This is a genomic window from Paenibacillus borealis (assembly GCF_000758665.1).
Taxonomy (GTDB): domain Bacteria; phylum Bacillota; class Bacilli; order Paenibacillales; family Paenibacillaceae; genus Paenibacillus_AQ; species Paenibacillus_AQ borealis.
On record NZ_CP009285.1, the window covers coordinates 2,105,814 to 2,127,074 of the forward strand.

Annotated in this window: 21 protein-coding genes; 17 read left to right on the top strand and 4 right to left on the bottom strand. The window is 51.8% G+C overall.

The window, feature by feature from the left end; all coding sequences use genetic code 11:
- Positions 1 to 218: 218 nt before the first annotated feature.
- The 12 genes from PBOR_RS08860 (at position 219) to PBOR_RS08915 (ending at position 11,016) form a co-directional block, all read left to right on the top strand.
- Positions 219 to 1,175 carry an AAA family ATPase gene (locus PBOR_RS08860; RefSeq protein ID WP_042211354.1) on the top strand — a complete coding sequence of 319 codons (957 nt, stop codon included), beginning with the start codon at positions 219 to 221 and terminating at the stop codon, positions 1,173 to 1,175.
- Between the two features lies 1 nt (position 1,176).
- Positions 1,177 to 2,427, top strand: a complete 1,251-nt coding sequence (locus PBOR_RS08865; protein WP_042211355.1) for a DUF58 domain-containing protein — start codon at positions 1,177 to 1,179, stop codon at positions 2,425 to 2,427.
- Positions 2,424 to 4,670 carry a transglutaminase-like domain-containing protein gene (locus PBOR_RS08870; protein ID WP_042211356.1) on the top strand — a complete coding sequence of 749 codons (2,247 nt, stop codon included), beginning with the start codon at positions 2,424 to 2,426 and terminating at the stop codon, positions 4,668 to 4,670. Before PBOR_RS08865 ends, PBOR_RS08870 begins: the two co-directional genes overlap by 4 nt.
- A gap of 95 nt (positions 4,671 to 4,765) precedes the next feature.
- Positions 4,766 to 5,290, top strand: coding sequence for a YqeG family HAD IIIA-type phosphatase (locus PBOR_RS08875; RefSeq protein WP_039308324.1), 525 nt, complete (start codon positions 4,766 to 4,768; stop codon positions 5,288 to 5,290).
- Entirely contained in the window at positions 5,290 to 6,420 is a 1,131-nt protein-coding gene (gene yqeH / locus PBOR_RS08880; RefSeq protein ID WP_042211357.1) for a ribosome biogenesis GTPase YqeH, read from the top strand. The genes PBOR_RS08875 and yqeH overlap by 1 nt, the downstream gene beginning before the upstream one ends.
- Positions 6,421 to 6,502: 82 nt before the next feature.
- Complete coding sequence (gene aroE, locus PBOR_RS08885) at positions 6,503 to 7,399, top strand: shikimate dehydrogenase (RefSeq protein WP_042211358.1); 897 nt, start codon at positions 6,503 to 6,505, stop codon at positions 7,397 to 7,399.
- Positions 7,400 to 7,436: 37 nt separating this feature from the next.
- On the top strand, positions 7,437 to 7,730 hold the full coding sequence (yhbY, locus tag PBOR_RS08890; protein ID WP_036697934.1) for a ribosome assembly RNA-binding protein YhbY: 294 nt from the start codon (positions 7,437 to 7,439) through the stop codon (positions 7,728 to 7,730).
- Positions 7,731 to 7,812: 82 nt separating this feature from the next.
- Positions 7,813 to 8,415 (top strand): nicotinate-nucleotide adenylyltransferase, encoded by a 603-nt coding sequence (locus PBOR_RS08895; protein WP_042211359.1) that lies wholly within the window; start codon positions 7,813 to 7,815, stop codon positions 8,413 to 8,415.
- Positions 8,387 to 8,965, top strand: a complete 579-nt coding sequence (gene yqeK / locus PBOR_RS08900) for a bis(5'-nucleosyl)-tetraphosphatase (symmetrical) YqeK (protein WP_042211360.1) — start codon at positions 8,387 to 8,389, stop codon at positions 8,963 to 8,965. Before PBOR_RS08895 ends, yqeK begins: the two co-directional genes overlap by 29 nt.
- A complete protein-coding gene (gene rsfS, locus PBOR_RS08905) occupies positions 8,962 to 9,309 on the top strand; it encodes a ribosome silencing factor (RefSeq protein ID WP_042211361.1) in 348 nt (115 codons plus the stop codon). The genes yqeK and rsfS overlap by 4 nt, the downstream gene beginning before the upstream one ends.
- Positions 9,306 to 10,223: a CvfB family protein gene (locus tag PBOR_RS08910; RefSeq protein ID WP_042211362.1), complete on the top strand. Its 918-nt coding sequence runs from the start codon at positions 9,306 to 9,308 to the stop codon at positions 10,221 to 10,223. The genes rsfS and PBOR_RS08910 overlap by 4 nt, the downstream gene beginning before the upstream one ends.
- A 22-nt stretch (positions 10,224 to 10,245) precedes the next feature.
- Positions 10,246 to 11,016 (top strand): class I SAM-dependent DNA methyltransferase, encoded by a 771-nt coding sequence (locus tag PBOR_RS08915; protein ID WP_042211363.1) that lies wholly within the window; start codon positions 10,246 to 10,248, stop codon positions 11,014 to 11,016.
- Between the two features lie 137 nt (positions 11,017 to 11,153).
- Here the strand turns inward: PBOR_RS08915 and PBOR_RS08920 are convergent, their stop codons facing one another.
- Both PBOR_RS08920 and PBOR_RS08925 read right to left on the bottom strand, forming a co-directional pair.
- Positions 11,154 to 11,312, bottom strand: a complete 159-nt coding sequence (locus PBOR_RS08920) for a hypothetical protein (protein WP_042211365.1) — start codon at positions 11,310 to 11,312, stop codon at positions 11,154 to 11,156.
- A gap of 152 nt (positions 11,313 to 11,464) precedes the next feature.
- Positions 11,465 to 12,424, bottom strand: coding sequence for an ArsR/SmtB family transcription factor (locus tag PBOR_RS08925; protein ID WP_042211367.1), 960 nt, complete (start codon positions 12,422 to 12,424; stop codon positions 11,465 to 11,467).
- Positions 12,425 to 12,789: 365 nt separating this feature from the next.
- Between PBOR_RS08925 and arfA the strand changes: the two genes are divergently transcribed.
- The 5 genes from arfA (at position 12,790) to PBOR_RS08950 (ending at position 18,556) form a co-directional block, all read left to right on the top strand.
- The gene (gene arfA, locus PBOR_RS08930) at positions 12,790 to 14,313 is read left to right on the top strand and encodes an arabinosylfuranosidase ArfA (protein WP_042211368.1); all 1,524 of its coding nucleotides are present in this window, start codon (positions 12,790 to 12,792) and stop codon (positions 14,311 to 14,313) included.
- Positions 14,314 to 14,377: 64 nt separating this feature from the next.
- The gene (locus PBOR_RS08935) at positions 14,378 to 15,709 is read left to right on the top strand and encodes an ABC transporter substrate-binding protein (protein WP_042211369.1); all 1,332 of its coding nucleotides are present in this window, start codon (positions 14,378 to 14,380) and stop codon (positions 15,707 to 15,709) included.
- A 90-nt stretch (positions 15,710 to 15,799) separates the two neighbouring features.
- On the top strand, positions 15,800 to 16,693 hold the full coding sequence (locus PBOR_RS08940) for a carbohydrate ABC transporter permease (RefSeq protein ID WP_042211370.1): 894 nt from the start codon (positions 15,800 to 15,802) through the stop codon (positions 16,691 to 16,693).
- 1 nt (position 16,694) lies between these two features.
- Positions 16,695 to 17,528: a carbohydrate ABC transporter permease gene (locus PBOR_RS08945; protein ID WP_042211372.1), complete on the top strand. Its 834-nt coding sequence runs from the start codon at positions 16,695 to 16,697 to the stop codon at positions 17,526 to 17,528.
- A 65-nt stretch (positions 17,529 to 17,593) separates the two neighbouring features.
- Positions 17,594 to 18,556 (top strand): glycoside hydrolase family 43 protein, encoded by a 963-nt coding sequence (locus tag PBOR_RS08950; protein ID WP_042211373.1) that lies wholly within the window; start codon positions 17,594 to 17,596, stop codon positions 18,554 to 18,556.
- A 734-nt stretch (positions 18,557 to 19,290) separates the two neighbouring features.
- Here the strand turns inward: PBOR_RS08950 and PBOR_RS08955 are convergent.
- Positions 19,291 to 20,613, bottom strand: coding sequence for a DUF4179 domain-containing protein (locus PBOR_RS08955; RefSeq protein WP_042211374.1), 1,323 nt, complete (start codon positions 20,611 to 20,613; stop codon positions 19,291 to 19,293).
- On the bottom strand, positions 20,552 to 21,148 hold the full coding sequence (locus PBOR_RS08960; RefSeq protein ID WP_042211375.1) for an RNA polymerase sigma factor: 597 nt from the start codon (positions 21,146 to 21,148) through the stop codon (positions 20,552 to 20,554). Before PBOR_RS08960 ends, PBOR_RS08955 begins: the two co-directional genes overlap by 62 nt.
- Between the last annotated feature and the right edge of the window lie 113 nt (positions 21,149 to 21,261).

Consider the following 21,261-nt stretch of genomic DNA (forward strand, 5'->3'; position numbering starts at 1 on the left):
CGCCCCTGCCACTAATAGTCTCATCATGAGACGCACCAAGGCACAGCGAAGTGGCGTTACAGGCGGTGCATTATTTTGCTGCGCCCCATAGGAGTTTCTTTTTGACAAATCTCGTAAGCCGCTCTATAATTTCACGGGCCCTGACATGTACTTTCACTACTCCAATCATGTAAAATGTATATATTACTGCTTATTCTGACATAGGAGGTTTACCATATATGCCCGTACGTCAAGAATCTACGCAAATTATGAACGCTGTCCGCACTAATCTGGAATCCTGTATACTCGGTAAAAGCTTCGAAATCGAACTGCTGCTCACGGCACTCCTTGCCGGCGGACATGTCCTGATTGAGGATGTTCCGGGTACAGGCAAGACGCAGCTGATCCGGGCGTTATCCCGTTCCATGTCCGGTGAATACCGCCGGATTCAGTGCAATCCCGATATTCTTCCGAGTGATATTACCGGTGTATCCGTCTATCATCCGCGGGATGAGATGTTTCACTTCCGCCCGGGGCCGGTCATGACCAATATCCTGCTTGCCGATGAGATTAACCGGGCGACCACCAAGACCCAGTCCGCACTGCTTGAGGTCATGGAGGAGCGCAATGTGACGGTCGACGGGGAGACTTACCCTCTGCCGCATCCGTTCATGCTCTGCGCCACCCAGAATCCGATAGATTTCGAAGGCACGTATACGCTTCCTGAAGCCCAGCTGGACCGCTTCATGCTGCGGATCAGCCTGGGTTATCCCGATGCCGAGACCGAAAAGAATCTGCTGATTACCCATCAGCAGGGTCAACCGGTGGACAAGCTGGTTCCGGTTACTGGCATGGATACCATTGCCGCTATCCAGGAGGAGATCCGGGATGTTTATATCAGCGATCCGGTTCTGAACTATCTGCTGGATGTAGTCCGGCAGACGCGGGAGCACCCGCTTGTACTCCTGGGCGCCAGCCCCCGGGCATCCCTGTCGTTCATGATGGCATGCAAAGCTTATGCTTTCCTGCAAGGCCGCGATTATGTTCTGCCTGATGATGTGAAGACCCTTACCCCGTATGCGCTGGGACACCGCATTCTGCTGCGGCCGGAATCACGCCTTGATAATGTCAGCGTGGATTCCCTGCTGCAGAAGCTGCTGCAGAGCATTCATGTGCCTGTAACGATGAGGCAATAAGATGAGGAGCATCCTAGCGGGGGCGGCCGCTGTTATTCAGCCAAGGAAATTCATGGGCGTGCTTGCGATTTGGGTCATCACACTGCTCTATGTGCTGTTTCAGGGCGGCAAAACCTCGTTCATGCTGTTCATTATGGTATCGGTTCTGATTCTGTATCTAATCATTGGGGGACTGGGCGGCGTCCGGCGGGCCAAAGGTACCCGCAGCCTCTACTCGGAGCAGGACAAGCCTGATCTGCTCTACGCAGGCGGTTATCTGCGGGTGAAGCTGAGTGTAAATATTCCGGGCTTTCTGCCTCTGCCTTATGTGGTGGTGCGGGAAATTCTAAAGCGCCATAACGGGGAATCCTGGGTGTTCGAGGAGAGTCTGGTCCCCAGCCTGAGAGGGTGGGGAGAGCTGCTGTTCCAGACACCGGTGCTGGAGCGGGGCTGCTACACCTTCGAGAACACCGATATCCTCAGTGAGGATATCTTCGGACTTATGGAGCATAAAGGCACTTTCAAGGCCGAAGGGCGGTTCCGCGTGCTGCCCCGGGCAGTCGTAATACCGCGCTGGCAGCTGTATGAGCGGAGAGCCCGCCTGGCCGGGCCTCAAGCCTCGCTGCTCCAGTCCCGGCGTGAGACTACGCAAATCAACGGTGTCCGTGATTATGTCTACGGAGACCGGCTGACACGGATTCACTGGAATGCTACCGCGAAGACAGGGGCCTGGAAGTCCAAGGAATTCGAGCATGAATCGGTTCCCCGGACCATTCTGGTACTCGACGGCAGTGCGGGCGCATATTACAGCTCAGGACAGTTCGAGCTGGCGGTTTCCATTGCCGCGTCAATGCTCGGATTCGGTATACGCGAGAGAATCGGGATCGGCCTATGCTGCCTGGACAAGGATACGAAAGTGTTCAGCCCGGCCGAAGGCAGTGCCGAGCGGCAGAAGATGATCCAGTATCTGATTGATATTAATGCGGAAGGCCGCGGGCCACTGATTACGAGGCTGGAAAAGGCTCAGCGGATGTTCCCCAAAGGCGCATACTTCGTGCTGATAAGCCCGCAGAGCGGCAAGCCGGTGATGGACACCCTGCGCTGGGCAGACAGCCGGGGACTGACCCCTTCGCATATTCATGTCCGCAATCCTGCCGCTAAGAACCGGGGAGACGAATGGGCGGAGGTGCTCAAATCGAGCGGAATTACCAGCTATAATGTCAGCTTGCTTCATGAACTCCCTGCGGTACTTGGAGGTGATCCTGTACGATGAAGCATTGGATGAACGGAGTCAAATCCTCATGGCATCACGCTTTGACACTGCTCTGGCTGATGATTATCGCCTTACAGTGGCTCTCCTACACTGAGCCTTTCTGGCTGGAGGAGACTACAGCAGCTGTATTGCTGACCCTTGTTGCAGTCGCTTTAATTGAAATAATTGTACCTGTTAAATGGATCTACCGCCTCATGCTTGAAGGTGTGGCGGCAGTTTATCTCGTATATCGTATTCTTCTGCACTACGGGGAATATGTTCCGAATCCCTGGCTGCCGACACTTCGTGAACGGCTGCCGGATATCATAGCACATATGAATCCATTTATCTGGTTTGCCCTGGGCGCATGGGTGCTGATGCTGCTGTCATCCTGGTGGGTAAATGGCAAGGCGCGCATTCTAATGTTCATCGGGATGAATATTACGGCCTTCGCCGCGCTGGACTCTTTTACAACAGCTGTATTATGGCAGGAAGTGGCCTGGACCGTATTTGCCGGAATGGGCTGGCTGGTCACGAGGCACTTAAGAAGTTTTCAGCTGCACTATCCGCGGGGCTGGACCTATTTGCTCAAATATCCTTTCAAAGTAGCCCTTAATATTGCGATCATCTTCTCCTTTGTTATTATTGCCGGAGTGAATATGCCGGATGTACGCCCTACGTTAACCGACCCCTATACGGTCTGGCAGGAGTGGAGCGGTAATACACCTTCCTCCGGCACCTCTGCAGGCGGCAGCGGCGATAGTGCAAGCGGTGAAGGGACGGCAGGCGGAACTACCTCTGGATACAGCCTCAATGATGATAATCTTGGCGGAGGCTTTAACTTTGATTATTCGCCCGTAATGACAGTCACTTCCGATCTGCGTACCTATATGCGCGGAGAGATCCGGAGTACATATTCCGGAAAAGGCTGGAGTGACGATGATCCGTTTGAACGGGGACCACATAGCGAGGTGCAGGTGGGCGAGCCGCTGGAACGTGCTGTAGCCCCCAAAACAGAAACCCGGACGCTCAAGCAGACCGTTAAGCTGCTGGGCGGCAACAGTTATCCGGTCCTGTTCGGCGGTTACTCCATCTCAGCCGTTGATTCGGTTGATGGCGAAGAGAGAAGCAGCGGATTATCGTGGCGGAGCGCAGACAATGAGCTGTTATGGGATTCCGGAGGCAGCACACGATCTTATCCGCAGACCTATGTGGTGACTTCAGAGGTGCCGGTTGTTCCTTTTCAGGAGCTGAGCACACAGACGTATGAGCAGCTGTACGGGGGAACGGATATTGACGAGCAGTATCTTCAGCTGCCGGATAACTTTCCGGAGCGGGTAAGTGCGCTGGCGGAGGAGATTACTGCCGGAGCACAGACGCCGTACGAGAAGGCCATGCTGCTGCAGCAATATCTCCAGCAAACCTTCCCTTATACGAACCAGCCGGATGTCTCGCGCGCCAAAAGCAAGGATATGGTCGAGAGCTTCCTGTTTGAGATTATGGAAGGCTACTGCGATTATTATTCCACTGCACTCGTTACTATGGCGCGTTCCCTGGATATCCCGGCCCGCTGGGTAAAGGGTTATGCGCCCGGCGAACAGGCAGAAATCCCGGATAATCTGGCGCTCCAGCAAGGGACTACCAGCCTAGTGAATAATAACTATACGATCACGAACGCAGATGCCCACTCCTGGGCGGAGATCTATTTCGGTGACTACGGCTGGGTTCCGGTGGAAGCCACGCCAGGCTTCAATGTGCCGGTGCTGACCCAGACTGAGGAAGACAGCGTAGAAGAACCTGAAGTGCAGGAGGAAGAGCAACCGGAGCCTGAACAGGAAGCGGCAAATATGGCCGCCGGAACTGACGGTTTCCATCCGGGTGTCTGGGTAGTGACAGGAGCGGCGGTTGTTCTTCTGCTCTGGACCGGATTCCTGCTCTGGCAGCGGCGCATGAGTCTGCGGTTCCTGATCACGCGTCTGCGCATCGGCCATCAGCTGACTCCGGTACAAAAAGTTGTAGCAGAAACACAGCGCTGGGTAAGGTATGTCCGAAGTAAGGGTATGCTGAAGAAAGAGCATGAAACTTTGCGCGAATCTGTGGAACGCTGGAGCCTGGAACGCCCTGCCGCGGCGGGGAATCTGTCCACATTACTGGGCATGTTCGAGCGGGCGAATTACAGCCCGGAGGTTATTGAAGACAAAGACTGGCACAGCGTGTATACTGAAGCTTTGCGGCTGCGAAAAAGCATGAAATCCGGCAAGTAATGCTCCAGTATCATAAAGTACCGCTAACAGGTGGATTTTGGCAGTTGGATATAGCGCTGAATACAAGTTTTACGTATGAAAATGAGGTGAAAGTATTGTTTGAAAGGTTAGTTCCCAAACTCCGGGTAAATACGGTATTTGATATTGATCTGGAAGAGCTGTACCGTCAAGGCTACCGCGGGATTATTACGGATCTGGATAATACGCTGGTCGGCGCCAAAGCGCCTCTGGCCACGCCTGAGCTGCTGCTCTGGTTCACGAAGGTGAAGGAGCTTGGCTTCAAGCTGATCATTGTTTCAAATAACAATATGGACCGGGTGTCGCGCTTTGCAACGCCGCTGAATATTGAATTTGTGCATCAGGCCCGCAAGCCGAGCAATGCCCCGTTTCTGAAGGCGATGAAGCTGATGGATCTGAAGCCGGAGCAGACGGTTGTGGTTGGCGACCAGATGCTTACAGATGTATACGGCGGCAACCGGCTCGGACTGTACACGGTACTCGTGCTGCCGATCTCCGTCAAGGATGAAGGCGTGGGTACAAGAATCAACCGCAGGGTGGAGCAGATTGCTCTGACACGTCTGCGCAAGCAAGGATTGTGGCAAGAGGAGGATAAATCTTAATGAATGTATTGAACGACGACAAGAAACGGCCTGAGAAATGCAGCGGCTGCGGCATCAAGCTCCAGACTGTAGACAAGGAACTTCCGGGCTATATCCCGGAGGCCGCATTTGAACGGGAGCCTGTCATTTGCCAGCGCTGTTTCCGGATTAAGAACTATAATGAAGCTTCTTCCGTATCGGTGAATCAGGATGAATTCCTGAAGCTGCTCAGCGGAGTAGGCGAGAAGAATGCACTGGTAATTCACATTGTGGATATTTTCGATTTCGAAGGCAGTCTGATCTCCGGGCTGCAGCGGTTTGTCGGCAATAACCCGGTTATTCTGGCGGTTAACAAAAGCGATTTGCTGCCTAAGGTGACCAACTGGAACAGACTGCGCAACTGGATGCAGCAGCGATGCAAGGAAGAGGGGCTGCGCACGGCGGAGATAGTGCTTGTCAGCGCGAAGCGCAATCAGGGCTTCGACCGACTGCTGGAGGCCGTAACCGAGCTGCGCGGACAGCGTGATGTCTATGTCGTCGGAGCGACCAATGTAGGCAAATCTACGCTGATCAACCGGCTGATCTCCGATTACAGCGATCTGGAAGAGGAGCTGACCACCTCACGTTATCCGGGTACGACGCTGGATATGGTCAAGATTCCGCTGGATGACGGACATTATATTATTGATACTCCGGGGATTGTCTATCCTTGGCGGTACAGTGAACTGGTTGAACGTAAGGATCTGGGCGCTGTAATGCCGGAGAATCCGCTCAAACCTGCAGTATATCAGCTGAATGAGGGCCAGTCGCTGTTCTTCGGCGGACTGGGACGTTTCGACTTCGTTCAGGGCGAACGCCAATCCTTTACCTGCTATATCAGTGGTACGCTGAAGATTCACCGCACGAAGCTTGAGCGCGCCGATTCGCTGTATCAGGATCACCGCGGAGAGCTTTTGTCGCCTCCGGGAACGGCGGATATGGATAAGCTGCCGCAGTGGCAGCGTCATGAGTTCCGCATCGCCAGGAATAGTGAGACGGATCTGTTCATCTCCGGCCTGGGCTGGATCAAGGTGAACGGTACGGCAGGTGCGGTTGTAGCCATACATGTGCCGCGCGGCGTTAAGGTGCTTACCCGTCCTTCGCTGATCTAATGAAGCAGATGCTCCCGGAGTGAGTTTTGCGAAGCGAAAACAATGAAGCAGATGCGGACAAAACTTGCAGGAGGACGATATTATGGCTGAGACAGGCCTGAACGGTAAAGACAGACAACCGGAGCTTCTGCTGGGCGTGATGGGCGACCCGATTGCCCAGTCTAAATCTCCGCTGATGCACGGTGCGGCACTGAAGGCGCTTGGACTGTCCGGTGCTTATGTGCCGCTGCATATCACTCCGGACAAGCTGGGGGATGCCGTGCAGGCGGTCAGGACCCTCGGCTTCCGCGGAGTGAATGTAACCATTCCGCATAAGGTTGCGGTGATGGACTATCTGGACAAGCTGGATGCCAGCGCGGTGGATGTCGGCGCGGTCAATACGATTGTTAACGACAACGGTGTGCTGACCGGCTTCAATACGGACGGCATCGGATATGTCCGTTCGCTCAAAGCGGAAGCCGCGCCGGAGCTGTCCGGTGCCCGCATCCTGGTGATCGGGGCCGGAGGGGCAGCCAGAGGCATTGTCTCGGCACTGCTGCAGGAGCGTCCGGCGTCTATTCTCATCGCCAACCGTAATGAGGACAGGGCACATCAGCTGGCAGACAGCTTCCGGAACAGAGGCAACGTAGCCGGAACCGGCATGGAAGCCGTTCCCTCCGTTACCGGCGACATGGATATCGTGATTAATACAACCTCGGTAGGCATGTTCCCCCACATGGAGGAAATGCCGATAGATCCGGCGTGCCTTCATAAGGGAATGATCGTAAGCGATCTGATATACAATCCGCTGCACACCCGGCTGCTTACGGAGAGCCTGCAGCGGGGCTGCATCATTCACGGAGGGCTGGGAATGTTCATATACCAGGGTGCCTATGCGCTGGAGTACTGGACAGGACTCGCAGCACCTGTAGATATCATGCGTCAGACTATTGTGGATTGCCTCGGCGGGAGTGCCGGGGAAATGATTTCGTCCAAGTAAGGTAATAATATATGTTAATTAAGGAGTTTGTTCATTTATGTTAACTGGTAAACAAAAACGCTATCTCCGCTCTTTGGCTCATCATCTGGATGCTGTATTCCAGGTCGGCAAAGGCGGCGTCAACGATCATCTGATCCGTCACATTGAAGAGGCTATTGAGAAACGCGAGCTGATGAAGATCAGCGTGCTGAACAACAATGCCGATGATCCTAAGGAAATTGGTGCCGCGCTTGCCGAGCAGTCCGGTTCGGAGCTTGTTCAGGTTATCGGCAAGACGATCGTTCTGTACAAGGAATCACGCGATAACAAAACGATTGAGCTTCCCCGCTAAAGGATTGATGCCGCAGCTCCCGCACCTGTGCGAGGGTTGCAGCGGGATGAAGTTCGTCGGATAATAGGAGGAGGTAGACCTCTTGAAAGTAGGAATAATGGGAGGAACCTTCGATCCTCTGCATATCGGCCATATGATGGCGGCAGAAACTGCGAGAGAGAGCTACGGTCTGCAGGAGGTCTGGTTTATGCCTTCGCATATTCCGCCTCATAAGCATGAGGCCGGAGCAACAGGTGAGGACAGACTGGCTATGGTCCAGGAAGCGGTTAAGGACCATCCCTCTTTTGGCATTCTCGACTGGGAAGTGGTCAGAGGCGGAGTGTCCTATACACTGGAGACGGTGATCAGCCTGCAGGAGGAATATCCGCAGTATGAGTTCTTTTTCATCGTCGGAGCGGATATGGTTCAGTATTTGCCCAAGTGGCAGGGGATTGAAGAGCTGGTGCAGAGACTGACCTTCATCGGTGTCGGACGTCCGGGGACTCCGCTCGATCTTGGGCTGCTGCCAGGCTTCATCGCCGGCCGGGTACTGCTGGCGGATATGCCGCTGGTGGATATCTCCTCCACGATGCTCAGAGCCCGGGCTGCCGAAGGGAAATCCATCCGCTACATGGTGCCGGACGCTGTGTTTGATTATGTTCAAAGGAGTGGATTGTATGGAGTACAGCCGCGAAGCGCTGATTGAAGAGGTCTCGGACCAGATGCCGGACAAACGCTGGAAGCATACACTCGGTGTAATGGAATCCTCTGTGAAGCTGGCGCAGCGCTATGGCGCTGATCCTGCGCGGGCGGAGACAGCCGCGATTCTCCATGATGTCGCCAAGTACTGGCCTGTGGAGCGGATGCGGGAGATCATTGAGCAGAACGGGCTTTCCGCTGAGCTTTTGAAATACGACAAGCAGCTGTGGCATGCCGAAGTAGGGGCATACGTCGCTGAGCATGATTATGGAATTACGGATTCTGAGGTACTGGACGCGATCCGCTACCACACCTCGGGACGGGAGAACATGAGCCTGCTGGAAAAAATCGTCTGTCTGGCCGATTATATTGAGCCTGGACGGGATTTCCCCGGTGTGGATGAGATACGCAGGCTGGCTAAGGTCAGCCTGGAGGAAGGGCTGGTAGCGGGACTGGATTCTACCATCAGCCTGCTGCTGGAAAAGCGCCGGATTGTGTTTCCGCTTACGGTGCTGGCGCGCAACGATTTAGTAAGAATACTGGAGGATAAAATATGAGTGTACAATCAAACAAGCTTCTGGAACTGGCCCTGGCTGCCGTTCAGGACAAAAAAGCAATGAACGTGGTCGCACTGGATCTGCGCAGCGTGTCGCCGATCAGTGATTATTTCATTATCTGCCACGGTAATTCCGATACCCAGGTACAGGCGATTGCCACTGAGGTACGCAAGGTAGTTCATGAAGCCGGAGGAATGATCAAAGGCATCGAAGGGATGGACGCAGCACGCTGGGTGCTGATGGATCTTGGAGATGTTATCGTCCATGTCTTCCACCGCGATGAACGCGAATATTACAACATCGAGCGTCTGTGGTCTGATGCCAAGGTTGTGGAAACAGTATGAGTCTGATAGCTGGAACTACGGTTACGCTTGAAGTGATGCGGGAAGTCTCCCCTTACGGGTACTTCCTGAGCGCCGGTGACCAGGATATCATGCTTCACTATACCGAGCTGGTAGGCAGCAAGCCGAAGATCGGTGACAAGGTTGAAGTGTTCATCTTCTTCGATACCGAGGACCGCCCTGCAGCTACAATGAAGAAGCCTTACCTGACGCTGGGTGAAATGGCGCTGCTCGAAGTAGCTGATATTCATCCGCGTCTCGGCTGCTTCCTGGAGATGGGGCTTGGACGCCAGCTGCTGCTGCCGATCGGCGAGCTTCCGGAGCTGATAGAGCTGCGTCCGCAGATCGGTGACAAGGTCTTCGCCATTATGGAGCATGACAAGCAGGGGCGTCTTCGTGCCAAGCTGGCCGGAGAGCAGGAGCTTGCGCCCCTGGCGCTGCCCGCACCTGAATCATGGCAGGGGCAGACTGTAACTGCCCGGGTGTACAAACCTCTGCAGATGGGTACCTTTGTGCTTGTAGATGCTGGTGTACTCGGCTTCGGCATCATTGGCATGGTTCATTCCTCAGAGCGCAGCCGGCTCCTGCGCCTGGGTGAAGTGATTGAAGCACGGGTAGCCCATATCCGTGAGGATGGCCGCGTTAACCTTAGCATGGGCCACCGCAAGGAAGTGGGCCGTGATGTGGATTCAGCGGCACTGCTGGATTTCCTGGCTTCCCGTCCGGGCGGCGGAATGCCTTATTCGGATGCTACGCCTCCGGATATTATCAAGCAGCGTTTCGGCATCAGCAAGTCGGCCTTCAAGCGTGCGCTGGGCAAGCTGATGAAGGAAGGCCTGGTTACCCAGAAAGAAAACTGGACCTATCTGGCCGGTAAGGAAGAAGCAGCTGCTGAGCCGGAAACTGACAACCAATAGTTTATAGAAAGCGGTGTACGCAGTGTCTTCCTATGGGAAATTTGCTTATGTATACGATGAGCTTATGGCGGATATGCCGTATCCGGATTGGCTGACCTTTGCGGAGACGGCATGGAGCAAATACGGCAAGCCGCGTACGGTAGCCGAACTCGGCTGCGGTACCGGAAGCCTGACCATTCCGCTGGCTGCGGCAGGTTATCATATGACGGGGATTGATCTCTCTTCGGACATGCTGGCTGTAGCGCAGCGCAAGCTGGAGCAGCAGCCGCAGGGACGGCGTTTTTTGCGGGAAGGCAGTGTACGCTGGGTTAGACAGAACATGAAGGAATGGGAGATGCCGGAGCCCGTGGATTCGGTCATTTCCTTCTGCGATTGCCTCAATTATGTGCTGGAGGAGCAGGACGTAAGGGACGTATTCGCCTGTACCTATGCGGGGCTTAAGCCGGGCGGGACCTTCTTGTTCGATGTACATCATCCGAATACCCTGATCCGGTATGAGGAAGAGCAGCCCTTCGTGCAGGATGAGCCGAACGTATCGTATATCTGGACCTGTGAGCTCGATGTGCCGCGCCGTGAGATTGAGCATCACCTGTCCATCTTCGCCCGTGAAGAGGGCCGCCAGGATGTGTACCGTCGGTTTGAAGAGACGCACACCCAGCGCGCCTATGATCCGGATTGGATGAAGCAGGAGCTGCTGAAGGCCGGATTCAAGGACGTTAAGATCTATGCGGACTTCGAGTGGATCGAAGCTGACGATTCCGCGCAGCGGCTGTTCTATGTAGCTGTGAAATGAATTTTATGTAATAGTGGTCCTTACCCGCAGGAGGGTGGGGGCCTTTTTTGCTGTCTGATACTGTTCCCGACGGACTTGTAGTCTGAACAAAGAAACCGGGCCGTACATCCGTACGGTCCGGCCATCTTCCAATATCCTTACCTGTGTTCGAACAAATCGATGGTGCCGAGTACAATATGCGCCAGACCAAATCCAAGAATGCCTGTTGCAGCCATCTTATATCTGCTGCCTAGAAAAGCTGCGCTGGAAGCAGTTACTACGGTTCCAAGAACGGCGGGTATTATACCTTCACGCATTCGAAACACTCCCTCACGGTAGTTTGAAAGACATCGTTAGTGTGGGTTAAGGAGGGAACAATTATGCAGGGAGTTCCTTACCCGGCCGGTCCGCATAAATAAAAGACCATCCTCAGCTCAGGAGGATGGTCTTGCTGTTTATTGAACCTATATCAGTCAATGGCTCCAGCGGTTGATACTTTGCAGGAGGGATCGTCAACCTCATGCACATTATAGAGCACACGCGCCAGCAGGTCCTGGCTGTAATTGCCGAAATGCTTGCCGTAAATGGTTAAGCCGCGTTTGTTGACCGGCTTGTCGGTGACGGCAATGCGGAAGGTCAGCTCGCTTTTGTAATCCAGCTTGATATCGTCAAGGGTGATGTCCGAGATGCGGCAGCCGTCAATGAAGCTTCCCTCATTGTTGATCCGGATCAGCTTCAGCATTCCATACTGGTTAAGGTGAGGCGGCCACCAGTCGGGATTGAAGGTGCCGCGGGCATCTCCGAAGTCGCCGGGACTGGTCCAGAAACCGATTTCGATTCCATTCACATAGAAATACAGATCCGAAGGATAGTTGTCGCTGAACCCTGGAGCCTCAGAACCAAGCTCCATGGAGAATTGAATCTCCCGGAAGGTCTGGTTGGCCTTGAGATAGTTCGGAATACGGTATTCCAGGAAACCTTCGGCCATCCAGATAATCTCCGAATCAATCCGCTGGGGATCGGCGAAATAGCGCGGCTCGTCGAAGTCACCGATAATGCTGTCTTTGGTGGCCAGTCCGCAGGTTGGGACCGCCTGATAATTGCTGTAATGTCCCACCTGGATTTCGACCTCGTACAGATTGTCGACATCCTTGCTGCGCAGATCCACCATCAGTTTATCTTTATTCAGATAGCAGACCTTCTGGATGCCGTGCTTGCCTACCGAGGTGTTAATCTCAATCAGGCCGCTCTCCTCCAGCTTCTTGATATGCATCGTAATTGCGCCATTGCTGAGATTGAGTTTCTTGGCAATTTCATTAAGGTTCAGCGCCTGGTTCGTGGCCAGCAGTTCGAGAATCTGAATCCGGATCTCGGAGCTGAGCGCCTTGAAAATGTCGATCCCGCTCATCAGGTCTTTGATATAAATCATATTTAGGGTACCTTCTTCCAGTGTGGTCGTTAGAAAAAAACTATTTTATAAAATTATAAACCATTTGAGTTAAAAAGGAAAGATTTCTTCCTTTATTTGTAGGTTATAATTGAAAACCTGCTAAATATGAATTAAAATACCCATTTACTTTATACTTATACGAATGATAAGGGGCGTTTTATTACAAAAAAAGAGGTTATATTTCAGAAAACACGCCATTTATCGCTTTTGTTTTGAATATGTATGAATAGTTTTATATTTTTATGTTTACAGAGGTCCTTATATATGTTATTTTATACCTGTAAGCGAATACATTCAAATGTTTTCTAATTATTTCACAATTATATGAAACGGTTGGTGGTTATATGACTTCTGGAGCATTAAAGGCAACGCTGGTTGTAGACAAATCCTTTGTAATCGCTGAAGTGGATAAGCGGATCTACGGCTCATTCATAGAACATCTGGGTCGGGCGGTATACGGGGGAATTTACGAACCCGGACACCCGACTGCAGGCGCTCTCGGCTTCAGGGACGATGTGAAATCACTGGTGAAGGAACTGAATGTGCCCATTATCCGATATCCCGGAGGTAATTTTGTATCCGGTTACAATTGGGAGGATGGTGTAGGTCCAGTTGAACAACGGCCCAGACGTCTTGAACTGGCGTGGCGGACGGTCGAGCCTAATGAGGTGGGTACCAATGAATTCATGAACTGGGCCAGAGAAGCGGGTTCAGAGGTTATGATGGCAGTCAATCTCGGAACACGCGGAGTAGATGCAGCACGTAACCTGCTGGAATATTGCAATCATCCCGGAGGAACGTACTGGAGTGATCTGCGGAGAAGCCACGGGGTAGAGCAGGCCCATAAGATCAAGACCTGGTGTCTGGGCAATGAAATGGATGGCCCCTGGCAGATTGGCCAGAAGACGGCTGTGGAATATGGACGGCTGGCTTATGAGACAGGTAAGGCAATGCGCCTGGTAGACCCGGACATTGAGCTTGTCTCCTGCGGAAGCTCCAGCTCGGCGATGCCGACCTTCCCTGAATGGGAAGCTGTTACTCTGGATCATACCTACGACGTAGCCGATTATGTTTCACTGCATCAATATTACGGCAACCGTGATAACGATTCGGCGAACTTTCTGGCACGCAGCATGGACCTGGAGCATTTCATCAAGACGGTTACAGCCACCTGTGACTATATCAAGGCCAAGAAACGCAGCAAGAAGACGATGTATCTCAGCTTCGATGAATGGAATGTATGGTACCACTCGAACGAATCAGATACGAAGATTGATCCATGGACCATCGGTCCGCCGCAGCTTGAGGATCATTACAACTTCGAGGATGCCCTGCTGGTCGGCAGCATGCTGATAACCTTCCTGAGACATGCGGACCGGGTGAAGATGGCTTGTCTGGCACAGCTGGTCAACGTTATCGCACCGATCATGACAGAAGCAGGCGGTGCCGCCTGGAAGCAGACGATTTTCTATCCCTATCTGCATGCTTCCAAATACGGCCGCGGGGTTTCCCTTCAGCCGATTGTCAATTCTCCGAAATACGATGCACAGGATTACACCGATGTTCCTTATCTCGACAGTGCGATTGTACATAATGAGGAGCAGGGTGAGCTGACAATCTTTGCAGTGAACCGTCATTTGGAGGAAGGCCTGCATCTGAAGGCCGATATCCGGGGCTTCGAGGGGTATACCCTGCTTGAGCATATCGTTCTGAAGCATGATGACCTGAAGGCTGTGAATACGCCCGCAGAACAGAGAGTACAGCCGGTGCAGGCTGCCGGTACCGTATGCAAGGATGGTTACGTAGACACACTTCTCTCCAAAGCTTCGTGGAACGTAATCCGGCTGAAGAAAAGCGCAGGCTTGTGAGCCGGACTGTAAAAGCAGTTCTTATATAACTTATATTTTCTACACAAATAAGGGAGGTTTAAGGATGAAGAAGAAGGGGTTTCTCGCATTAATGGTAGTGGCAATGGTAGTATTCCTGGCAGGCTGTGGAGGATCATCCAAGGAAGAGGGCGGTGAAAGCTCGGTACTTAATGCCGGTGCCGGCGACAATGCGACAGAGCTCTCCTACTGGACATTCGTTGAATTACACGGCCAGCATTTTGAGAAAATGCTTGAGAAATGGAATGCGGCCAATCCTGACCGTCAGATCAAGCTGAACGTTACAGTAATGCCTTATGATGACATGCACAACAAATTGTCCATTGCTGTACAGACGGGGGTAGGCGCGCCGGATATTGCCGATATTGAATTGGGTAAATTCCCTGACTTCCTGGCCGGAACACCACAGCTGGAACCGCTTAATGATGTAGCTGAGCCTTATAAGGGTACTGTTGTGCAATCCCAGCTGGATTTGTACAGCAAAGAAGGAAATATATACGGCCTGTCTACTCACGTAGGGGCAACCGTTGCCTTTTATAACACAGAGATTCTCGAACAGGCAGGAGTCGACTATAAGACGATCGTAACCTGGGACGACTTCAAGAAAGCCGGCATGCAGGTGTACGAAAAAACCGGCAAATACATGGGCACCGCTGACACAAGCGCTATCTGGCAAGAATCGCTCCTTCTGGCGCAGCAAGGCTCTGACCTCACCGATGATGCCGGCAATCCAAAGGTGAATTCACCGGAGATGGTGAAAGCCCTAACTATGCTCAAGGATCTGCAGGACAACAATGTAATCTCCACCATCGCCGGAGGACAGCCGGATACAGAAGAAGCTTATGGTGAATTCAACTCCGGTAACTATGCAACAGCCTTCATGCCGCTATGGCAAATGTCGAGATACACCAACTATATGGCTGACCTGCAGGGCAAGATTGCCATTGCTCCGCTTCCAGTGTTTGAGAAAGGGATGCCAAGATCGTATGGCGGCGGCGGAACCGGTACTGTAGTCACCAAAACAGCCAAAGATGTACAGCTGGCTAAAGACTTCATTGCTTATGCGAAACTTTCCCTGGATGCCAATATCGAAATCTGGAACACGCTTGGCTTTGACCCGATCAATATGAGCGTATGGGATATGAAAGACGTGACTCATAATCCTGAGAATCAGTTCGTGAAGTATTTTGTCAACAACCCGTTTGATGTATTGAATGAAATTAAAGAAGAAATCCAGCTGATCAAATCCACCTCTGCTTCACCGACGATCAATAATGTTCTTTGCACAGTTACCCTGAATGAAATCTTCGAGGACGGCAAGGATGTGCAAAAAGCGCTCGATGACGCGCAGGCACAAATTGAACAGGAGTTGAAATAAACGGATAGTTAAACTGGGAGAGCTACTCTGCGGGCAGAGTAGCTCTATTTTAAAGCACTATCTAAGTTTCACCATGAAAGGAGTAGAGCAATGTTTAAAAACTTTCTGTACTCGCAAAAGGTCGCTCCTTACGTGTTCGTGCTGCCCTTTGTGCTGGTGTTCCTCATTTTTTGGGTATATCCCCTGCTTAGCTCGTTCGGTATGAGTTTTCAAAAGGTAACGCTCGGCCAGGAGGCGCAGTGGGTAGGAATCGACAACTATACGAAGCTGATGAGTGACACGATCTTCTTCAAAGCCGTCCGCAACAGCGGCGTATATATGATCCTGACCCTGCTTATTCTCATTCCTTTTCCAATGCTGTTCGCGGTCCTGATCAACAATAAATTTATGTGGGGACGGGAATTCTTCAAATCCTCCTTCTTCTTTCCGGCACTGACCTCGGTGGTTGTAGCCGGTACGATCTTCAGATTAATGTTCGGCGAAATGGAGGGGTCCTTGATCAACAGCCTTCTGGGCCTATTCGGCGTAGAGCCGGTTAAATTCCTGAAAGGGCAGGTCACAGGATTTATCGCCCTGGTCGCCTTGGCCAGCTGGAGATGGATGGGGGTCAATATGCTGTACTTCCTGTCCGGCCTGAAGAATATTCCGGATGATTATTATGAAGCGGCATCGATTGACGGAGCGTCAGCTTTTCAGAAATTCACCAGAATCACTATGCCTTTGTTGAAGCCTACAACCATATATGTACTGACGATCAGTATTTACGCCGGTCTGGCCATGTTCATTGAGAGCATGATGTTGTGGAACGGCAATAATTCCCCGAAGAATATAGGCCTCACCATTGTCGGGTATCTGTACCGCCAGGGAATTGAAAAGAACAATCTTGGATATGCGGCTGCGGTTGGCATTGTACTGCTCTTGATTACCATGGTGATCAACCTGACACAACTGGCCTTTAGCGGCATGTTTAAGAAGGAGGATTAGAATGAAAAAAGAAACTGCAGTCAAAATCATCCTCTTTGCCTTCTTTACGGTGGTATGCCTCCTGATCCTGATACCCTTCTATGCGGTGACGATTGCCTCCTTCAAGCCTGGTGAAGATTTGATCAGATATGGGCTGAATCTGAAGTTCGACCTTTCGGTAATGAATTTCGATAACTTCGTGTACCTGTTTACAGGCGATCATGCCTACTTTACATGGTTCTTTAATTCGGTGCTGCTTACGCTGGTGCAGGTAACGTTGACCTTGCTGGTAAGCGCCACAGTGGCTTATGGTTTCTCGGCATATGAATTCAGAGGGAAGAACTTCCTTTTTATATGTGTGCTTCTTATCATGATGGTTCCGTTTGAGATTCTGCTGCTGCCTCTGTATACCTTGACCAATAATATGGGGCTGATGAACAGCTACTCCGCAATTATTCTGCCGGGGATAGCCGGTGCAGCGACGATATTCTTCTTCAGACAATATTTAAGCGGAATTCCCAAGGAAATTATCGCGGCCGGCAGAGTCGACGGGGCCAGTGAATACGGGATTTATCTGCGCCTGATCCTGCCTATCATGAAGCCTTCTTTCGCCGCGATGGCGATTCTGAACGGTATGAACAGCTGGAACAACTTCCTCTGGCCGTTCATGGTGCTTAGCAGCGAGCACAAATATACCCTGCCAATCGGACTCAAGACACTCCTGACTCCGTACGGCAACAACTATGATCTGCTTATTGTCGGCTCGTTCTTCTCCATTCTGCCGATTCTGGCCTTATTCCTGGCCTTCCAAAAGTATTTCATCGACGGGATGACCGCCGGAGCGGTAAAAGGGTAAAGCTTGCCTGTACTATTCCCAGATAATTTCTTAGATAAAAAGCTCAGACCAAAGGAGAAACCATGATGAGTACAAATAGAGAGTACAGCAATCCGCTTGTGGAGCAGCGCGCAGATCCCTGGGTGTACAAACATACAGACGGCTATTACTATTTCACGGCTTCCGTACCGGAATATGACCGGATTGAAGTGCGCAGAGCCGCAACAATTGAAGGGCTAAGAGAGGCTACGCCAGTTGTAGTCTGGCGCAAATATGAGACGGGTCCGCTCAGCGCCAATATCTGGGCTCCCGAGCTCCACTACATCGATGGTAAATGGTATATTTATTTCGCTGCTGCCCGGACCACCGAGACGAAGGAAGGGCTGTTCGATCACCGTATGTTCGTGCTGGAGAATGAGTCGGCAAATCCGCTGGAAGGGGAGTGGGTGGAGAAAGGGCAGATGAAAACGGCCTGGGAATCCTTTGCCCTGGATGCCACTTCATTCGAGCACAAGGGAGTGCGGTATTATGTATGGGCGCAGAAGGACCCTGAGATTGAGGGGAACTCCAACCTGTACATTTCGGCCATGGCTAACGGCTGGACGTTAACAGGTCCGCAGACGATGATCGCTACGCCGGAGTATCCGTGGGAAATTATCGGCTTCCGGGTGAATGAGGGCGCTGCGGTGCTGAAACGCAGCGGCAAGATCTTCATGAGCTTCTCGGCCAGCGCGACCGACTACAATTACTGCATGGGACTGCTTACCGCAGACGAGGACAGTGATCTGCTGGACGCCGCCTCCTGGATCAAACATCCTGAGCCGGTCTTCAAGACCAGTGAGGAGAACGGGCAATACGGCCCGGGGCATAACAGCTTCACAGTGGATGAGAACGGTGAGGATGTGCTGATCTACCATGCCCGCAATTATAAGGAGATTACAGGAGACCCGCTGTACGATCCGAACCGCCACACCCGGGCCCAGCGCCTGCATTGGAATGAAGACGGCACACCGGATTTCGGCGTGCCGGTGAAGGACGGCGGGAAGTAACAGACCGGTTCCCGTGACCCGGAGCCGCAATGGCAGATGACTGGCCTGCAAGATGCGGAAAGCCCTGCTATTTAGAGTGAACTTAAGTTCTGCTTATATAGACACAAAAAATCCCGCTCCCCTGGCAGGGGGCGGGATTTTTTGTGTCTTCTTTTATCAGACGGGTTATAACTGTATTTGGTACAACTAAAGTGACCAGTTATTGCGTGGTAAGTACTATAGTTGTATTCTCTGCAATTATATTGACCTTCGTGCGGCAAAGGAGCACTTTTCGCTACTTTTAGTTGTACAGAATACAATTAAGAGATCGGATTTGCTTGCTGGCCGTCTTTTAAGTGTACGGAATACAACTATCGGTGAGAGAAGCTAAATTTACGATCTTCTCGATTAACCCGCCGTTTGTGTGGGAGCTCTGAGTGGTTTTATTGAATTCATGCGAGATCCTGCACAAAATACAACATTTCCCTCATCATGTCGGCCCTAATCCAAGATTGTTGTATGAAATGCAGCATTTCTCCTCCTCCAGGCGGGTTTAGCCGGACAATTCTTGTATTTTGTGCAACATTCCTCCCGAACAGCCGGATATACAGGGAGCCAAGTTGTAAAACGTACAACATTTATGCCTAGGTGAAGCTCTGTGCCGCGAATTGTGCATTGAACACAGAACACAGAACATAGGAAGGTCACTCCACTCCTGCTGCCCGGCGCGGCACTTCGGGGACAATAGTGTATTCCTAATGTTTCTTGCCATCTATAGGAACTGTAATGGTCTTGTCATATGTCTTAATATAATGGAATCCATCCAGCAGCAGGAACTGCGGCGCCTCCTCCGTATTGAACGAATAGGTCCGCTCCCAGAGGATGTTGCCGTTCTTCAAGTCCCACGGACGGGACTGGGATATAGAAGCAACGGGAACTGTGGTTCCTCCGGCTTGAACAGCTAAAGTCTCCGTGTCGAGGAAGGTGAACTGCTTTCCGGCGATCACGATATCATAACCGGAACCGGTCCGGGTGACGCTTCGAATCCAGAGCTTCTCCGCGCCAAGCTGAATAGAGCGGTCAGACGGTGAAGCCAGGGAGACAGGCTGTTCTATTTGCTGATATCCGGTGAAATTATCGAGTACCAGTTCAACACTTTGCAGCTTGTCTGTCGGGAGTACATCGTATTCGATTTCAAATTCCGAGAGTCCCGTTTTGCCGGAACGGGCCGACCGCATGGACCAGTAATTTACTTCAATCCCATTCACATAGAGCTTGGTTACAGCCGAGAATCTCGGAGTTTCCCCGTCTTCCAGTTCATAATGTCCCTTTACAATGGTTGATGTTGGTGAAGCTGTAATAGAGTCATAGTGGACAGTTCCCTGATCCACCGGAACAGCTTGGGAAATATCCGCTGTGAGCAGGCTTTTCATGGCTTTGTTCGCTTCAAATTTGAAGGAGACAGGATAGTGTGCCACTGTCCCATTCTCCAGCCACTCGCTGAATGTAACGGTCAATGTTCTGGAGAAGGGGCTGGCCGGCTCAAATTTGTATACTCCCTCGAAACGGGTACCGTCTTTGCTGCCGCCGCTCCCCCCCAGGGGATCTGAATCCGTCAGGAACCCTTCCAGTTTATCTACTCCGTAACGGAGTGAATAGTTGCCGTCAGGGAAGTCGCCAGTATATACACTGCCTGAAGCCGGATCAATGCTGTAATACATCGTCAGGGCGTTGTCGTCCGCAATTACCCCGTTAATGGTAATAACCGTTCCGTCATCTAACGTTTTGCTTTTATTGACGCTTTGACCGTATCCGTGGCCCGCCAATTCAGAAAAGGCCATGGTATCCAGCTCGCTTTTACTAAACAGCTTCCCGCCGTAATAAGCAAATGCAGGATATTGATAGATGCCCACCGTCAGAATAAATGCTGCCGCTGCTGAGGCAACCCAGGTTCTCACTCTACTCCGGGTTCTTGTCTTCACAGGAACACGCTCAAGCGCTGTTCGAAGTCTGCCCTCAAGTTCTGACGGGGTCATGATCTGCTGATGCTCCTGTAATCTCTCCTCGATCGTTCTCATAACGGTCACCTCCAATCATAGCTTTCAGCTTCTGTATCCCTTGCGAAATCCTTGATTTGATCGTCCCGACCGGTGAATCGGTCATCTCGGCAATCGTCTGATAGGGAAGATCGTGAACATAGCGGAGTTCAATCGCTTCCCGCTGCCGCGGGTTCAGGTGAGCAAGCAGCATCGACATGTCCAGCTCAGACTCCGTAGTACTATAAGGGTTGTCTGCAGTCCATGCGGCAAGTGGAGGCTCCCGGTCGTCTTCGTCGTCCAGAGGAAGATAACGCTCCTGTTTGCGGAGGACGGTCTTGCAGCGGTTCACAAGTATCGTTTTGCTCCAGCTGTAGAAGGCCTCCCTTTTGTTCAATTGCTCCAGCTTCTCGTAAAGCGTAACAATCATATCCTCCATGACATCCATGGCATCGTGCTCATTGCCCATATAGCTGTAGGCAAGCCGGTAATAAGCGTCCTGTTCAGCTAAAATTAATTGTAATAAGGCTTCCTTGTTACCCCGCTGGGCTTGTCTCACAAGACGGCTTACATTCATGTTCTCACCTCTTTCATAAATAAGAGTTCCCGGAGGTCCTAAAAGTTCATTATGCACAAAAAAAATCTCCACAGCCTGTTCCGGGGGGAAATGAGTAGCCCCTGGAAGCCGCG

Bases quoted from the DNA above. Each gene is read 5' to 3' on its own strand.
- PBOR_RS08955 (WP_042211374.1), bottom strand. From the start codon at position 20,613: ATGAGAACGATCGAGGAGAGATTACAGGAGCATCAGCAGATCATGACC.
- yqeK (WP_042211360.1), top strand. From the start codon at position 8,387: ATGGAGTACAGCCGCGAAGCGCTGATTGAAGAGGTCTCGGACCAGATG.
- PBOR_RS08950 (WP_042211373.1), top strand. From the start codon at position 17,594: ATGAGTACAAATAGAGAGTACAGCAATCCGCTTGTGGAGCAGCGCGCA.
- PBOR_RS08960 (WP_042211375.1), bottom strand. From the start codon at position 21,148: ATGAATGTAAGCCGTCTTGTGAGACAAGCCCAGCGGGGTAACAAGGAA.
- PBOR_RS08870 (WP_042211356.1), top strand. From the start codon at position 2,424: ATGAAGCATTGGATGAACGGAGTCAAATCCTCATGGCATCACGCTTTG.
- PBOR_RS08945 (WP_042211372.1), top strand. From the start codon at position 16,695: ATGAAAAAAGAAACTGCAGTCAAAATCATCCTCTTTGCCTTCTTTACG.
- PBOR_RS08920 (WP_042211365.1), bottom strand. From the start codon at position 11,312: ATGCGTGAAGGTATAATACCCGCCGTTCTTGGAACCGTAGTAACTGCT.
- PBOR_RS08865 (WP_042211355.1), top strand. From the start codon at position 1,177: ATGAGGAGCATCCTAGCGGGGGCGGCCGCTGTTATTCAGCCAAGGAAA.
- yqeH (WP_042211357.1), top strand. From the start codon at position 5,290: ATGAATGTATTGAACGACGACAAGAAACGGCCTGAGAAATGCAGCGGC.
- aroE (WP_042211358.1), top strand. From the start codon at position 6,503: ATGGCTGAGACAGGCCTGAACGGTAAAGACAGACAACCGGAGCTTCTG.
- PBOR_RS08940 (WP_042211370.1), top strand. From the start codon at position 15,800: ATGTTTAAAAACTTTCTGTACTCGCAAAAGGTCGCTCCTTACGTGTTC.
- PBOR_RS08925 (WP_042211367.1), bottom strand. From the start codon at position 12,424: ATGATTTATATCAAAGACCTGATGAGCGGGATCGACATTTTCAAGGCG.
- yhbY (WP_036697934.1), top strand. From the start codon at position 7,437: ATGTTAACTGGTAAACAAAAACGCTATCTCCGCTCTTTGGCTCATCAT.
- arfA (WP_042211368.1), top strand. From the start codon at position 12,790: ATGACTTCTGGAGCATTAAAGGCAACGCTGGTTGTAGACAAATCCTTT.
- PBOR_RS08935 (WP_042211369.1), top strand. From the start codon at position 14,378: ATGAAGAAGAAGGGGTTTCTCGCATTAATGGTAGTGGCAATGGTAGTA.
- PBOR_RS08910 (WP_042211362.1), top strand. From the start codon at position 9,306: ATGAGTCTGATAGCTGGAACTACGGTTACGCTTGAAGTGATGCGGGAA.
- rsfS (WP_042211361.1), top strand. From the start codon at position 8,962: ATGAGTGTACAATCAAACAAGCTTCTGGAACTGGCCCTGGCTGCCGTT.
- PBOR_RS08860 (WP_042211354.1), top strand. From the start codon at position 219: ATGCCCGTACGTCAAGAATCTACGCAAATTATGAACGCTGTCCGCACT.